Below are 14,793 nucleotides of genomic sequence, written 5' to 3'. Positions count from 1 at the left end.
CTCCTCTCCCCCCGCCCTCCACCCACACCCCGGCACGTACGCAGGACCGGCAACACCCCTCAGGAGCACCCCGTGAAGCGACAGCTGACCCATGACGACATCCGCGCCGCCGTGTACGGCGGAGCCGTGCTCGGCGGAGGAGGCGGAGGGTTCGTCGAGCGGGGGCTGCGTACCGCCGAACTCGCCCTCCAGGTGGGCACGCCCGAGCTGTGGAGCGCCGACGAGTTCGCCCCCGAGGACCTGACCGCCACCGTGGCCCTGGTCGGCGCGCCCGCCGCCGTCGACCCGCTGGTCCTGCCCACCCACCTGCTGCGCGCCCTCGAACTGCTGCGCAGGGACCTGCCGCGCCCGCTCGCCGCGATCCACACCAACGAGAACGGCGCCGAGACCACCATCAACGGCTGGTTCCACTCGGCGATGACCGGACTCCCCGTCATCGACCTGGCCTGCAACGGCCGCGCCCACCCCTCCAGCGTGATGGGCGCGATGGGCCTGCACCGGGAGGAGGGCTACCGCACCGTCCAGGGCTACGCGGGCGGCAGGCCGTACACCTACGTCGACGGCGCCGTGGCCGGCGGGCTGGAGGGCACGTCCTCCGTGGTCCGGCGCGCCTCGGTGGAGGCCGGCGGCTGGGTGGGCGTCGCCCGCAACCCCGTCGAGGTCGGCTACGCCGTCAAGCACGGGGCGCCCGGCGCCATCGGCTTCGCGATCGAACTCGGCCGCCGCTACCTGGCCGACGGCCCCGCGGGCGCCGCGACCCACCTCGGCGGCGAGATCGTCGCCACCGGGACGGTGCGCGAGTACCGCTGCGAGACGCGCGAGGGCCTCGACGTGGGCGTCGCCGTGCTGGACGACGCCGCCGGCACCACGCTGCACTTCGTCAACGAGTACATGACGCTGGAACTCGACGGCGAGCGCCGGGCGGCCTTCCCCGACCTCATCACCACGTTCGGTGAGGACGGCGCCCCGCTGGCCTCCGCCGACGTCGCCGTCGGCAAGCGGGTCGACGTCCTGCTCGCCCCGGCCGCCAACCTGCTCCTCTCCTCGACGATGTACCTGCCCGAGGTGTACGCGCCGGTGGAGGAACTGCTCGGCTTCCCCTTCGCCCCCGCGCCCCGGGTCCCGGCCCATGCCTGAGCGGGGAGCGGACGCCCGCCGCGTACAGGACTTCTGCGACGCGCGCTGGGACGGAGAGGTGCTGCCCCTCGTCCGGGAGCACATCCGTCTCCGGGCGCTCAGCCCGGCGTTCGACCCGGACTGGGAGACGAACGGCGTCCTCGACCGGAGCGCCGACGCGGCGGCCGCCTGGCTGCGCACGGTCACCCTCCCCGGCCTGCGCGTGGAGGTCCTCCGCGCCCCGGGACGCACGCCCCTGGTCTTCTTCGAGGTCCCCGGGGACGGCGCGCGGGCCGAGGAGACCGTCCTGTTCTACGGGCACCTCGACAAGCAGCCCGAGGGCGACGGATGGGCCGAGGGCCTCTCCGCGTGGGAACCGGTCCAGGACGGGCCACTGCTGTACGGGCGCGGCGGAGCCGACGACGGCTACGCGCTGCCCGCCGCGATGACCGCCGTACGCGCCCTCGCGGCGCAGCAGGCGGCCCGGCCCCGCTGCGTCGGCGTCTTCGAGGCCGGTGAGGAGTCCGGCAGCCCCGACCTGGACCACTGGTTCGCCGAACTGGCCCCGCGGCTGGGCGAGATCGGCCTCGTCGTGTGCCTCGACTCCGGCGCGGGTGACTACGAGCGGCTGTGGCTGGTCACGTCACTGCGCGGCCACTGCGGAGGCACGCTCGACGTCCGGGTGCTCGGTGACGGCGCACACTCCGGCGACGCGGGCGGTGTAGTGCCCTCGTCCTTCCGGGTGCTGCGCCACCTCCTCGACCGGCTGGAGGACAGCCGCACCGGGGAGATCCGCCCCGACGCCCTGCGGTGCGCGGTGCCGCCGGAACGCCGCGAGCAGGCCCGTACGGCGGCCGCTCTCCTGGGCGACCAGGTGTGGCGGCGTTTCGACTGGCACGAGGACGAGGACGGCCACCGCACGGGACCGGTGACCCACGACCCCGAGGAACTGCTCCTCGCCCGTGCCTGGCGCCCGAGTCTCGCCGTCACGGGCGCCGACGGACTCCCGCCGGTCGCCAAGGCGGGCAACGTACTGCGTCCGCACACCCGGGTGAAGCTCTCCCTGCGCCTGCCTCCCGAGGCGGACAGCGCCGCCGCCGTCGAGGAGATCGGCCGCCTCCTGGAGTCCGATCCTCCGCACGGGGCCCGCGTGCGCTTCACACCCGACCGGGTCCTGGCCGACGGCTGGCACGCCCCGCCCGAGCGGCCGTGGCTGAGGGATGCCCTGTCCGCCGCGAGCCGTGCCTGCTTCGACGGGGCCGACGTCGCCCGGATCGGGCAGGGCGGCACGATCCCCCTGATGGGGAAGCTGACCAGGCAGTTCCCCGAGGCGCAGTTCCTGGCCTGCGGGGTGCTGGGGCCCGGTGCCAACGCCCACGGACCGAACGAGTCCCTGCACGTGCCGTACGCGAAGCGCCTGACCGCCTGCCTGGCGCTCACCCTCAACGCGTTCGCCCTGGTTCCCTGAGCCTGCCCGAACCGTCCTCCCGACCGTGTACGACGGCCCCCGGCGCCGAGGAGCCCGGGGCCCGGGGCCGTCGTACCGTGGTGGGGGAGGAAGCACCCCGGTGACGGGCGGCTGCCGCCCGGCGCGCGGGGGGACGCGGACCGGTCCGAGACCGGAGGCAGGGAGAACGCGATGTCCTACCCGGACCCCGTGTACCTGGACGGCACGGGGGAGATCAGCGCGCGGTACCGCCCCACGGACACCACCCCGAACCTGTTGACCCGCGGTGGCGGAAGCACCGACTACCTGGCCACCACCGAATCCACGCACGGTGAGTTCGGGCTGTACCGGATCACCATGGGCCCGAGGGCCGGAGGCCCGCCCGAGCACTTCCACCGGTCGATCTCGGAGTCCTTCTACATCCTCGACGGGACGGTGCGGATCCACGACGGCGAGCGGTGGACCGACACCGGGCCGGGAGACTTCCTGTACGTCCCCCAGGGCGGCCTGCACGCCTTCCGCAACGACTCCCCGGAGCCCGCCACCATGCTGCTGCTCTTTACGCCGGGAGCGCCCCGCGAGGAGTACTTCGAGAAGGTGGGCCAGGTGTCCGACTGGCCGGAGCACCAGCGCGCGGAGTTCTTCTTCCGGCACGACACCTACTGGACCGACCCGGGGCACCGCTACCCGTGACGCCATGACCCGTCTTGGCGGTTCACCGGCGTCCTGACAGCCCTGCGCTCAGCCGCCCACGCTCAGCCCCGAGCCGGAGAGCCGTACCCGGATGCCGTCCTCCTCGACCCGGACGTCCCGCAGCCGGATGTCCCCGTGCGGAGGCTCCGGCAGCTGGAAGGCCAGGGACAGCTTGTCGGCGAGCACCGGCCGGGTGAGCCCGGTCAGCGCGTCGAGCAGGTCGGGGGAGATGCCCAGGGCGCTGAGCACCGCGGGGTCGTCCTCGGCCAGGTCGATGAGGTCGAGGTTCCGTGCCTCCCGGGCCAAGTGCGGGGAGCCGGTCAGTCCGGCGAGCTTCCCGTCGTCGCCGAGACCTTCGCGGGCCACACCTTCCGGTACGCCCAGCCGCTGCGCGATCGAGGGGACGGACAGCAGTGCCTTCGCCTCGCCGTTCTCCTCGGCGAGGTCGGCGGACGCCTTCCGGGTCAGGTGGAGGCCCTCCGAGGGGCGGGTGCCGGGGCGGTAGGTGGCCAGATCGCCGATGTCCAGACGCATGTTGCCGATGTCCGTGGCGATGCCGCGTTCGGCCTGCTGCCTGACCGTGGCCTCGGCGTGCACCCGCAGGTCCTGCCCGGCGACCGGCAGGGTGCCGCCGGCCCTGACCTTGTCGCCGCCCTCCCCGCGGAAGGTGATCTGGGACGAACCCAGCTCGCGGCTCAGGTCGTCGAAGGACAGCAGGACATCGCCCTCCAGCTCCGGTATGTCCGCACCGTGCACGGAGGTGAGACCGTCCGCGTCCAGCCGGACGTCGTGCGCCGTGGCCGACACCTTCTGCAGCGAGACACGGTCGGCCGGCACGTCGGGCACGGTCACCCGTACCGAGTCGAACTTCTTCTCGGCGAGCTGGTCGACGAAGGGGAAGCCCCCGATCTCCACCTCGGGCGCGGCTGCCAGATCCAGCTGGTTCTTGATGGTGTCGGCCGCCTTCCCCTCGGCGTACAGGACCGCCCAGCGGTCGGCCAGGGCGACGAAGGCTGTGAGGACGGCCAGGGCCACCACGGTCTTCGCCGCGCGCGACAGCCCGGTCAGGCGCCACCAACGCCGCCCCTCGCGGGGTTCCTCGCGCCGTGTGTCGCGGGGCTCCGGTCGTGCGGCGCGCCGTGCCTCGCGCCGTGCCTCACGCTGTGCCTCGCGCCGGACCACCCGGCGGGAGCGGCCCGACCACCGGTGGCCGGGTTCCTCACCGCCGGGGAACTCACCCCCGGGGGCGCCGGCGAGGGACCCGAGTTCCTCGTAGGGATCGAGGGGCGCGGTGGAACGGTTGTCGGGGACGTCGAGCGGATCGGAGTGGCGCGGAGTGTGCATCAACTCATCCGAACACGACAACCGGCCCTGTCCGCAATCCGGATCGGCCGGATGCGATCCAACTCACGATCTTCGAGCGGTGGGGGCCGCACGGCGCGAGCCGGCGGCCCCCGGTCCGTCAGCGACGCCCGCGCAGCCCGCGGTCGACCGCCGTCATCAGCTCGCCGTCGTCCGTGTCGCCGTCCAGCGACCAGAACATCGCCCCGCCGAGGCCGCGTTCACGGACGTACGAGGTCTTGGCGCGCAGCACCTGCGGATCGTCGTACGTCCACAGGGTCGTGCCGTCGAAGAGCCAGGCGTGGCCGTTCCTGGTGTCCCGGTGCACCTTGAACGCCCCGGAATCGGCCAGCTTCTTCAGGGCCTTGTAGTCCTCGTAGCCGGCCGCCCAGGTGGCCGGCGCCGGTGCCGCCGCCGGCTGCCCGAGTCCGTCGCCGCCTCCGGTGACACCGGTCCAGCCCTGCCCGTAGAACGGCATGCCCATCACCAGCTTGCGGGCAGGGGCACCGCGCCGGATCCAGTCGCGGACCGTCTGGTCCACGCTGAAGTCGCCCCTCGCGTACAGCGCGGACTGCTGGGCGGTCGTCGCCTCGCCGGAGACGTGGAAGTCGTACCCCTGGAGGTTGACGAAGTCGAAGTCCCGCATGATGCGCGGCACGTCGAACCCGGCGTCGATCTTCGCGGGTGCCGTGGGGACGAACGCCGACAGCTCGTAGTGCTTCGGCTTCCCCTTGCGGGAGCTCTTGGCGTAGGCGTCGAGCTGGGTGCGGAACTCGTGCACCAGGGCCGTGAAGTTCCGCTTGTCCTCGGGGCGGTACACGGTGTCCGTGTCGCCGGCCGAGCCCGGCCACTCCCAGTCGAGGTCGATGCCGTCGAAGAGGCCGGCCGCGGCGCCGTCGCCCCCGCGGGCGCCGTCCACCGGCAGGTTGCCCTTGATGTACAGGTCGATGCAGGAGGAGACGAGCGCCTTCCGGGACTCCGCGGTGCGGGCCGCGTCGGAGAAGTGGGTGGACCAGCTCCAGCCGCCCAGGGAGATCATCACCTTGAGGCCGGGGTGCGCGGCCTTGAGCTCGCGGAGCTGGTTGAAGTTGCCCGCGAGGCGCTGGGTGTCGGTGTCGGCGACGCCGTCCACCGATCCGGCGGCGTCCAGCGGACGGGCGTAGTCCGCCCAGGCGTCCGCCTCGCCGGGGACGTTGCCGGTGAAGCACCTGCCCTCGGCGCTGACGTTGCCGAAGGCGTAGTTGATGTGGGTGAGCTTGGCCGCCGTGCCGCTGGTCTCCAGGTCCTTGACCTGGAAGTCGCGTCCGTAGACGCCCCATTGGGTGAAGTAGCCGACAGTCCGGTACGAGCGGTCGTGGTGGCCCGGGCCGCGGTCGTGGTCCGCGGGGCCCGCCGAGGCCGCGGGCGCGAGGCCGGCCAGCAGGGTGAGGGCGCAGGCGGCGGTGGTCAGTCCGGTCAGGGTTCTTCGGCGCATGGGGCTCGTTCCTGTGCGTGGTCCGGGGCGGATCCGGGCAAGGGGGGCCCGGGGGCCAGGGAGCTTGAAGATCAACGGGAGCCGTGCTGTGCACAGGAAGGTATTGGTCTGGACCAAAAATGGTCAAGGGTCCGTATGTGCGCCGTACCGACCTCGATCGGGTATGCGCAGGTGGGCGCTGAATCATCACTTCGAGTGAAACTCTGGCCCGTGCTTGCGGATCTCAACCCACGGTTGCCAGGCTGTTGCTGTCTGTCAACCTGTTGGGAGTGGCCTGTGCCTTTCGGTGAGCAGCCCGCCTATCTGCGCGTGGCGAGCGATCTCAGGGAGAAGATCGTCAACGGCGCGCTGCCGCCCCATACACGCCTGCCGTCGCAGGCGCGCATCCGCGAGGAGTACGGCGTCTCCGACACCGTGGCGCTGGAGGCGCGCAAGGTGCTGATGGCCGAAGGGCTCGTCGAGGGGCGCTCGGGCTCGGGTACGTATGTGCGGGCGCGCCCGGTCCCGCGCAGGATCGCCCGCTCCGGGTACCGGCCCGAGTCGGGTGCCAGTCCCTTCCGTCAGGAGCAGACGGCGGACGGCGTGCGGGGGACCTGGGAGTCCCGCAGCGAGCAGGAAGGGGCGAGCGCCGAGGTCGCCGAGCGGCTCGGTATCGAACCGGGTGACCGGGTGATGCGCACCAGGTACGTCTTCCGCGACGCGGGCGAGCCCATGATGCTCTCCACGTCCTGGGAGCCCCTGGCCGTAACGGGCCGTACGCCGGTGATGCTGCCGGAGGAGGGCCCGCTGGGCGGGAGCGGGGTGGTCGACCGCATGGCGGCGATCGACGTCGTGGTGGACAACGTGGTCGAGGAGGTCGGCGCGCGCCCGGGGCTGGCGGAGGAGCTCCTGGCGCTCGGCGGTGTACCCGGGCACGTGGTGATGGTGATCGGCCGGACGTACTACGCCTCGGGGCGGGCGGTCGAGACCGCCGACGTCGTCGTTCCCGCCGACCGCTACCGGATTGCCTACCATCTGCCGGTCCGTTGAGCGCCGCAGGGGATGTGGTGACAGGTGGGACGGCTGTGGTGACCGCTGGGCGCGACAGCCTGTCCGCCCCCGGTGATCCGGAATTAACACCTCCGCGCGCTGTGTAACCCGCGGGCAATGCCGCGCCGTCACGACTTGTCATGTCCCGGTTCTACCTTCCCGTTCGTCACGCACACCGGACCGACGGACGGGAAGTCACCGATGACGGACATCGCAACGCCCAAGGCGGGCGAGGCGCCGCCCCAGGAGCCGCAGGGTGGCCCGGAGCTGCCCCGCCGCAGTTACGCCAAGCTCGCGGCCGACGAGAGCCGCGAGGACTACTCGCTCCGTTACGCGCCGCACTCGTTCCGGCGTTGGTCCCCCTCGATGGTGGCGGGCACGGCGCTCGGCGGCATCGCGTACCTGGCCGACTTCGCCATCGGGGCGTCCATCGTCTTCACCTACGGATTCACCAGCGGATTCGCCTCCATCCTCACCGCGGCCGCGATCATCTTCCTGACCGGCATCCCGATCGCGCGCGCGTGCGCCAAGTACGGCCTGGACATGGACCTGGTCACCCGGGGTGCGGGCTTCGGCTACTTCGGCTCCACGCTGACCTCGCTGATCTACGCGTCCTTCACCTTCATCTTCTTCGCGCTCGAAGGCTCGATCATGGCGCAGGCCATGCATCAGGCGGTCGGGCTGCCGGTCGAGATCGGCTACCTGGTCACCACGCTCATCGTCATCCCGATCGTGTTCCGGGGCATGGGCGCGCTGGCCAAGGTCCAGGCGTGGACGCAGCCGGTCTGGATCATCGGCATGGTGCTGCCCTTCGTGGTCCTCGCCTTCGAAGCGCCCGACTCCTGGGGCGCCTTCGGGTCGTTCACCGGTACCGAGGGCGCGAGCCCCGGCTTCTCCTGGGTCGCCTTCGGGCTCGGTACGGGCGTGGCGCTCTCGCTCATCGCCCAGATCGGCGAACAGGCCGACTACCTGCGCTTCATGCCCGCCAAGACCGAGGCCAACAAGCGCCGTTGGAACCTCGCAGTGCTGGCCGCCGGTCCCGGCTGGGTCATCATCGGTGCCGCGAAGCAGCTGGGAGGCGCCTTCCTCGCCTTCGTCGCACTGGAGGCGGTCGGCAAGACACACGCGCTGGAGCCCATCGCGCCGCAGATCGAGGCCCTGAAGCCCTGGCTCGGTTCCTTCGCCCTCCCGGCCGCGGCGATCTTCGTGATCGTCTCCCAGATCAAGATCAACGTGACCAACGCCTACAGCGGATCGCTGTCCTGGTCGAACTTCTTCTCCCGGATCACGCACAAGCACCCCGGCCGGGTCTGGTACATCTTCCTCAACCTCGCCATCGCGCTGACGCTGATGGAGATGAACATGTTCGCGGCCCTCAACAAGCTGCTGGGCTTTTACTCCAACGTGGGCATCGCCTGGATCGCCGCCGTCGCGGCCGACCTGGTCATCAACAAGCGGATCGGTCTGAGCCCCCGCTACATCGAGTTCAAGCGGGCCTACCTGTACGCGGTGAACCCGGCAGGCTTCGGGGCGATGGTGATCGCGTCGACCGTGTCGATCCTGGCCTTCTTCGGGCTGTTCGGCACCTACGCCGAGGCGTTCTCCACCTTCATCGCCGCCGGGCTGTCCCTGGTCCTCTGCCCGCTGATCGCCTGGCTGACGAAGGGGAAGTACTACCTGGCGCGCCCCAACCCGGTGAACGGCCCGGGCGTCGAGATCGCCGACATCACCGCCACCCACACCTGCGCCGTCTGCGAGACCGGTTACGAACTGCCGGACATCGCGGACTGCCCGGTGCAGTCGGGGCCGATCTGCTCGCTGTGCTGCTCCCTGGACGCGGAGTGCGGTGACGTCTGCCGCAAGGAACCCGCGGCCGGCCCCGTGCTGATGCCCATGCCCACGGTCCGGACACCGGCCGGCTGACGCCGACGGAGCGGTGATGGGGGCGCATTCGGGAGAGTGCGCCCCCTTTGGCGTGGCCGGATGCGTATCTCTTTGTGTAAACGCGCATCCGCTGAGTGAAGGTCAGGCGTACGCTCGGGCATATGCGTACTGCGGTTTCCTGGGGATCCTTAGAAGCATGCACACCAGTGGGGAGAGGGGCGAGATGCTGGAGAGTGACGCCATGACGGACAGCGGCGCCGTGCTCCCCTGGCTGGTGATCAGGCAGGACGACAACGGCAACCGGTACCGCGTCGGCCGCTACGCGACGCAGGACGAGGCGCAGAAGATCGCGGACGGCCTGGATCGCAACGGGCACAAGCAGCTCTACTGGGTGGAGCGTACAAGCCGGGGCGCACGCCCCTGAGCTCCCCCCGAGTCGGTCACGGGCCGAGCCGTCGGCGCCCGGCGGGGGATCCGACCGGGCGTCCCGGCCCGTCCCGGTAGTGTCCCTTTCGGCCAGTTTCCGGACGAGAGGGGAGAGGCACCGCTGTGCTGATCGACACGGTGGCCTGGGTGCGGGTCGTGGACGGCCGGATCCTGTGCGCGCGTCCACGGGGGAAGGACGTCTTCTACATCCCCGGCGGTAAACGGGAGGGCGCCGAGAAGGACGTCGAGACCCTGGTCCGCGAGATCGAGGAGGAGCTCACCGTGGCCCTGGACCCGGGCACGGCGCGGCACGTGGGGACGTACGAGGCGGGCGGGCCGGGGCTCCCGGAGGGTGCCGTGGTGCGGATGGCCTGTTACACCGCCTCGTACGAGGGGGAGTTGGCCCCCAGCAGTGAGATCGAGGAGATATCCTGGTTCTCGTACGCGGACCGGGACCGGGTCCCGCCCGTGGACCAGCTTCTCTTCGACGACCTGAGGGACGCCGGCGAGCTGAGGTGAACACCGGTGAGCGGCACGCGGATGTGATCGGACTGCTCCGGGCCGCTTCGCTGCTCGCCCCCGAATCGACGGCCACCGGGAACGACTTCACGCCGGACGACATCTGGGACGACCTCGTCCACGACCGGTGGGAGACCGTGCTGGGTCTCCTGGAGGAGTGCGCCGGATCCCCGGACCTTCCGGCCGCGTTCTGGGAGGGCCTCGCCCGCGCCGCCGAGCAGTCGTGGCTGCCCCGCAGCGCGGCCTGGTGCCACTGGCGCGCCGCCGAGGCGCGCAACGGGTCCGTCCGCGCCGAACTCCGGCTCCGCCCCGCAGGGGAGGCGCGGCGCAGGACCCCGTTGGCCGGGCAGGGTGTCCTGAGGCCGATGTGGGACATCGGCAACCGGGCCCCGGACGGGGCGCCGGCCTGGAACATCGCCGGGCTGTGGGTGGAGGGCCTGCCCTTCCTCGCCCCGGGAGGCCGGGCCGTGGTGCGGCTCGTCCCGCTCACCCCCGCACAGTGGGCCCACGTCGCGCCGGGCGCCCGCATCCTCATGCACGAGGACGCGAGCGTCGCCGGGGAGGCCGTCGTACTGGAGGTCAGGGCGCCCGCGGGCCGTGAGCCTCGCCGGTGACACCGGACGGCGGAAAACGTGCGGTCACACGGTCCGACGCCTCCCGGCGCGGGAGGGCGCCGCACCCGCTCGCGGCGGCTCCGGGTCCTGGGCGCGGTGGATACGCCGTGAGTGCGCCCGATCGCACCACACATCACCGAGAGTGATACATCGCGCAGCTCACCGGGTATGTCGCGTTCGCGCCCTTGATGTGGGGGTGCTGCCCTGCCGACCCGGGAGGTGATCGGCGTGACCGGTGCCGAAGGCGGCAGCGCCGAATGGAGTTTTCCGGCAGTTCCGGGCTCCGTGCGCAGTGCCCGGCACGCGGTCGGGGACACGGTGCGGCACTGGGGGATCGAGGCCGCGGTGGGTGATCTCGCCGTGCTGCTCGTGAGTGAACTGGTGACCAATTCCTTGCGGTACGCCTCCGGTCCCATCGGAGTCCGCCTGCTGCGCCCGTGTCCGGACGGTGACCGGGGGACGGGGGCCGACAGGCGCGGGCTGGTGGTGGAAGTCTCCGATCCGGTTCCGGATCCGCCCACCGAACGCATGGCCGGACCCGACGACGAGAGAGGCCGTGGCCTGCAGCTCGTGGCTCGTTCCGCGCACCGCTGGGGAACCCGGCGCGGAAAGACGGGCAAGGCGGTGTGGTTCGAGCTCGCTCTGCCTGGTTAGGAGTGTGGAGGGACGCACAGCGATCACCGGAGGTCGGGCAGGACCTGGCTGAAAGGGACTGAGACCGTGCTGTGATCGTGAACGCCGTGCCGGTGAGGCCCGTAGTGCTGAATACTGCGGGCAGGACCGGTCCGGTGTGTGAGCTGGAGGGGACGGTCGCGTGAGCGAGATACCTGGGACGGCGGGCGGCGTCGTGTGGCAGAGCAGCCCGCCCGGCTCGATCTATGACTACATCAGGGTCGCCTCATTCTCGATCGGGCCCGACGGGCTGATCGAGCAGTGGAGCCGGCGGGCCGCCGCTCTCTTCGGCATGGCGTCCGACGAGGTCGTGGGCAAGGACCCGGTGGAGGCCTTCATGCCCGCCGAGCTGCGCCCCGAGGCCCACCGGCGGGTCGGCGAGATCCTCGACGGCAAGGAGTGGACGGGACTCGTCCCGTTCCGCATCCCGGGCGAGAGCGCCGTCCGGGGACTGGCCGAGATCTACGTGATGCCGAGCGAGACGGGAGCCGGGGAGCGAGCGGCCCTCTGCATCGTCGTGGATGTCAGGGCCCTGCGGCTCATCGAGACGGACCTCGCGGCCTCACAGGCCATTTTCGGCCAATCTCCCTTCGGTTTCGTGCTCTTCGGGACGGACTTCACGGTCGTACGCGCCAACAAGCGGTTCGCCACCGTCTTCGGCGGCGAGGCGGACGACCACCGCGGCCGTACGGTGGGCGACTACCTGGCCCACCCCGAGGCCGAGCGTCTGACGGACACCCTCGAACGTGTCCTGCGAACGGGTGAGGCGGTCACCGATCTCCCGCTCGTGGGCCGGCCGCCCGGGGCTCTGGCCCGCCGCCACTGGTCGATGAACCTCTACCGCGTGCACAGCGGATCCGGACGGCCCATCGGCGTCGCCGGGCTCGCGACCGACGTCACCCAACGGCACATCGCCGCCAGGGAGGCTGCCAGCGCGCGCCGCAACCTCGCGCTGCTCAACGAGGCCAGCGCCCGCATCGGCAACTCCCTCGACCTGGAGACCACGGCCCGCGAACTGCTCGACGTCGCCGTGCCCGGATTCTGCGACCTCGCCTCCGTCGACCTGTACCAGGGGCTCCTCACCGGCGAGGAGGCCTCGCCCTCCAGCTGGGGCGGACACCACGAGTCCGGCGCGGGCTCGGCGGAGCTGCGCAGGGTCGCCCACGCCAGCGCCGTGTCCGACGCCCTCCCCGGAGTCATCCCCGGTGCCAGGAACGGCGACGACACGGAACCAGACGGCGACCCGGGCCCGCCCGCGCTCGGCTCCGTCCACCGCTACCCCTTCCACTCGCCCTGCGCCGCCGCACTGCGCTCCGGCCGGGCCGAGGACGTCCCCGGGGACGAGCGCGGTTTTGTCCACTCCACCCTCGCCGTGCCGATGGTCGCGCACGACGTCGTCGTCGGTCTCGTCCAGTTCTCCCGTGCCAAGGGCAGCGAACCCTTCGGCGAGAGGGACCGGGCGCTGGCCACCGAACTCGCGGCGCGCGCGGCCGTCTGCATCGACAACGCACGCCTCTACCGCAGGGAGCACGAGCGCGCGCTGATCCTCCAGCGCTCCCTGCTCCCGCCGGGTGACCCCGAGGCCGCCGGACTCGACATCGCCTGCCGGTACCTCCCGGGCAACACCGCCACCGAGGTCGGCGGCGACTGGTTCGACGTGATCGAGCTCCCCGGCCACCGCACGGCCCTGGTCGTCGGCGACGTGATGGGCCGCGGACTGCGCGCGGCGGTCGCCATGGGCGAACTCCGCACCGCCGTACGCACACTGGCGCTGCTGGACCTGGAGCCGGCCGAGGTGCTGTCCGCCCTGGACGAGGTGGCACGCGGGCTCGGTAACCCGGGCGGCGGTGAGCACAGCGAGGGCTTCGGCGCGGGCGGCGGCGCCCAGTGGCCCGCCCGTGCCGCCCACAAGTCCCGTGAGGCGGACCTGTCCGAGGTCTATCTGGCGACCTGCGTGTACGCGGTCTACGACCCGGTCACCAGAAGGTGCACCTTCGCCAACGCCGGCCACCTCCCCCCGGTGGTGGCCGAGCCGGGTGAGCCCGCCATGCTGCTCGACGTGCCCCCCGGCATGCCGCTCGGCGTCGGCGGCGAGCCCTTCGAGGAGGTCGAGGTGGAGCTCAAGGAGGGTGCCCTTCTCGCCCTCTACACCGACGGACTCGTCGAGTCGCGCGACCACCCGCTGGACGAAGGCCTCGACGCCTTCCGGCAGGCCCTCGCCGAACCGTCCCAGCCGCTCGAAGACGTCTGCGACCACGTCCTGACGACGCTCGACACCCGTCACGGCGAGGACGACATCGCCCTGCTCATGGCGCGGATCCAGGGCCTGGCACCGGAGGCGGTGGGGGACTGGCGGCTGCCGCGGGAACTGCGGTCCGTCGCACGGGCCCGCGAACTGGCCCGTGCGCAGCTCGTCTCCTGGGACCTGGACGACCTGGTGGACACCACCGAACTCCTCGTCAGCGAGCTGGTCACCAACGCCCTGCGTTACGGCGAGGGTGAGATCAGGCTCAGGCTGCTGCGCGACCGCACGCTCGTCTGCGAGGTGTGGGACGCCGGTCTCGTCCAGCCGAGGCGACGCCGGGCCCGTGACACGGACGAGGGCGGGCGCGGACTGCAACTGGTCGGACTCCTCAGCGCCGCCTGGGGATCGCGCCGCACCCCGCGGGGCAAGACGGTCTGGTTCGAGCTGGCGCTGCCCGACGGAGAGCCCGCACCGGAGCTCTCCGTGGAGCAGCTGCTGAGCATGTACTGACGGCCGTACGAGCCGGGGTCCGCCGCCCGTACGGGTGCCCGTCAGGAGGCGGACTTCAGGGCGGCGAGCCTGGCCTCGATCTCCGCGCTGTCCCCGAGGCTGTCCAGCTGCTCGAACTGGGCGTCCAGGGACGACGCGGCCAGCTCCTGCTTCCCCACCGCCTTCGCCTCCTCGCGCCGCACCTTGTCCTCGAAGCGGGCGAGCTCGCTCGTCGGGTCCATGACGTCGATGCTCTTGACGGCGTCCATCATCCGGTTCTGCGCCTGCGCGGAGGCGGCCCGCGCGACCAGTTCGTCGCGTTTCGACTTGAGCTGGTTCAGCTTCTCCTTCATCTGGTCCAGGCCCGACTTCAGCTTGTCCACCACCACAGTCTGCGAGGCGATGGCCGGCTCGGCCGTCCTGGCCTCCTCCTCCGACCGGAGCTGGCGGCCCAGTGCCACCTTCGCGAGGTTGTCGAAGGTGTCGGCCTCGGCGGCCGCGCCCCCGGCCCGCAGCTCGTCGGCCTTCCTGCTGGCGGCGAGCGCCTTCTGCCCCCACTCCCTGGCCGCGTCCACGTCCTCGCGGTGGTCCTCCTCCAGCAGTCTGAGGTTGCCGATGGTGGCGGCCACCGCCTGCTCGGCCTCCGCGATGTTGTCGGTGTAGTCGCGGATCAGCTGGTCCAGCATCTTCCGGGGATCCTCGGCCTGGTCCAGCAGTGCGTTGATGTTGGCCCGCGCCAGCTGAGTGACGCGGCCGAGGACGGTCTGCTTGGTCATGGCACCTCTCCTTGTGCGTGATTCGTGGTGGGAAGCGGGCCGGGGGAGGGGGAGCGAGGAGCCGGCGC

General features: G+C 71.7%; 13 protein-coding genes. 10 read left to right on the top strand and 3 right to left on the bottom strand.

Annotation, left to right across the window (positions count from 1 at the left end; translation table 11 throughout):
• The first annotated feature begins 72 nt into the window (after positions 1-72).
• From ACGFNN_RS11700 to ACGFNN_RS11690, 3 genes are all read left to right on the top strand, one after another.
• Positions 73-1,137 carry a DUF917 family protein gene (locus ACGFNN_RS11700; protein ID WP_393554909.1) on the top strand — a complete coding sequence of 355 codons (1,065 nt, stop codon included), beginning with the start codon at positions 73-75 and terminating at the stop codon, positions 1,135-1,137.
• Positions 1,130-2,584 (top strand): M20/M25/M40 family metallo-hydrolase, encoded by a 1,455-nt coding sequence (locus ACGFNN_RS11695; protein ID WP_393554907.1) that lies wholly within the window; start codon positions 1,130-1,132, stop codon positions 2,582-2,584. The genes ACGFNN_RS11700 and ACGFNN_RS11695 overlap by 8 nt, the downstream gene beginning before the upstream one ends.
• A gap of 171 nt (positions 2,585-2,755) precedes the next feature.
• Positions 2,756-3,256 carry a cupin domain-containing protein gene (locus ACGFNN_RS11690; RefSeq protein WP_362539135.1) on the top strand — a complete coding sequence of 167 codons (501 nt, stop codon included), beginning with the start codon at positions 2,756-2,758 and terminating at the stop codon, positions 3,254-3,256.
• 48 nt (positions 3,257-3,304) lie between these two features.
• Here the strand turns inward: ACGFNN_RS11690 and ACGFNN_RS11685 are convergent, their stop codons facing one another.
• Together ACGFNN_RS11685 and ACGFNN_RS11680 are read right to left on the bottom strand one after the other, a co-directional pair.
• A complete protein-coding gene (locus ACGFNN_RS11685; protein WP_393554905.1) occupies positions 3,305-4,600 on the bottom strand; it encodes a DUF2993 domain-containing protein in 1,296 nt (431 codons plus the stop codon).
• Between the two features lie 118 nt (positions 4,601-4,718).
• Entirely contained in the window at positions 4,719-6,071 is a 1,353-nt protein-coding gene (locus ACGFNN_RS11680) for a glycoside hydrolase family 18 protein (RefSeq protein WP_393554903.1), read from the bottom strand.
• A gap of 276 nt (positions 6,072-6,347) precedes the next feature.
• Between ACGFNN_RS11680 and ACGFNN_RS11675 the strand changes: the two genes are divergently transcribed.
• The 7 genes from ACGFNN_RS11675 to ACGFNN_RS11645 all read left to right on the top strand — a co-directional run bounded on the left by ACGFNN_RS11675 (position 6,348) and on the right by ACGFNN_RS11645 (position 13,970).
• The gene (locus ACGFNN_RS11675; RefSeq protein WP_362539141.1) at positions 6,348-7,100 is read left to right on the top strand and encodes a GntR family transcriptional regulator; all 753 of its coding nucleotides are present in this window, start codon (positions 6,348-6,350) and stop codon (positions 7,098-7,100) included.
• A gap of 201 nt (positions 7,101-7,301) precedes the next feature.
• Complete coding sequence (locus ACGFNN_RS11670) at positions 7,302-9,023, top strand: purine-cytosine permease family protein (RefSeq protein ID WP_393554901.1); 1,722 nt, start codon at positions 7,302-7,304, stop codon at positions 9,021-9,023.
• Positions 9,024-9,207: 184 nt separating this feature from the next.
• Positions 9,208-9,408 carry an SPOR domain-containing protein gene (locus ACGFNN_RS11665; protein ID WP_362539247.1) on the top strand — a complete coding sequence of 67 codons (201 nt, stop codon included), beginning with the start codon at positions 9,208-9,210 and terminating at the stop codon, positions 9,406-9,408.
• Between the two features lie 125 nt (positions 9,409-9,533).
• Positions 9,534-9,929, top strand: coding sequence for an NUDIX domain-containing protein (locus ACGFNN_RS11660; RefSeq protein WP_393554899.1), 396 nt, complete (start codon positions 9,534-9,536; stop codon positions 9,927-9,929).
• Entirely contained in the window at positions 9,926-10,543 is a 618-nt protein-coding gene (locus ACGFNN_RS11655; protein WP_393554897.1) for a hypothetical protein, read from the top strand. Before ACGFNN_RS11660 ends, ACGFNN_RS11655 begins: the two co-directional genes overlap by 4 nt.
• 219 nt (positions 10,544-10,762) lie before the next feature.
• Positions 10,763-11,197, top strand: coding sequence for an ATP-binding protein (locus ACGFNN_RS11650; protein WP_362539148.1), 435 nt, complete (start codon positions 10,763-10,765; stop codon positions 11,195-11,197).
• 193 nt (positions 11,198-11,390) lie between these two features.
• Positions 11,391-13,970 (top strand): SpoIIE family protein phosphatase, encoded by a 2,580-nt coding sequence (locus ACGFNN_RS11645; RefSeq protein WP_393555126.1) that lies wholly within the window; start codon positions 11,391-11,393, stop codon positions 13,968-13,970.
• Positions 13,971-14,011: 41 nt separating this feature from the next.
• Here the strand turns inward: ACGFNN_RS11645 and ACGFNN_RS11640 are convergent, their stop codons facing one another.
• A complete protein-coding gene (locus ACGFNN_RS11640) occupies positions 14,012-14,725 on the bottom strand; it encodes a PspA/IM30 family protein (RefSeq protein ID WP_393554895.1) in 714 nt (237 codons plus the stop codon).
• Between the last annotated feature and the right edge of the window lie 68 nt (positions 14,726-14,793).

The organism is Streptomyces sp. NPDC048590, from assembly GCF_043199535.1.
GTDB lineage: Bacteria > Actinomycetota > Actinomycetes > Streptomycetales > Streptomycetaceae > Streptomyces.
This window is presented reverse-complemented; position numbering and strand designations above follow the sequence as displayed.

Coding starts and splice junctions, on each gene's coding strand:
- ACGFNN_RS11695 (WP_393554907.1), top strand. CDS start 1,130: ATGCCTGAGCGGGGAGCGGACGCCCGCCGCGTACAGGACTTCTGCGAC.
- ACGFNN_RS11690 (WP_362539135.1), top strand. CDS start 2,756: ATGTCCTACCCGGACCCCGTGTACCTGGACGGCACGGGGGAGATCAGC.
- ACGFNN_RS11685 (WP_393554905.1), bottom strand. CDS start 4,600: ATGCACACTCCGCGCCACTCCGATCCGCTCGACGTCCCCGACAACCGT.
- ACGFNN_RS11680 (WP_393554903.1), bottom strand. CDS start 6,071: ATGCGCCGAAGAACCCTGACCGGACTGACCACCGCCGCCTGCGCCCTC.
- ACGFNN_RS11670 (WP_393554901.1), top strand. CDS start 7,302: ATGACGGACATCGCAACGCCCAAGGCGGGCGAGGCGCCGCCCCAGGAG.
- ACGFNN_RS11665 (WP_362539247.1), top strand. CDS start 9,208: ATGCTGGAGAGTGACGCCATGACGGACAGCGGCGCCGTGCTCCCCTGG.
- ACGFNN_RS11640 (WP_393554895.1), bottom strand. CDS start 14,725: ATGACCAAGCAGACCGTCCTCGGCCGCGTCACTCAGCTGGCGCGGGCC.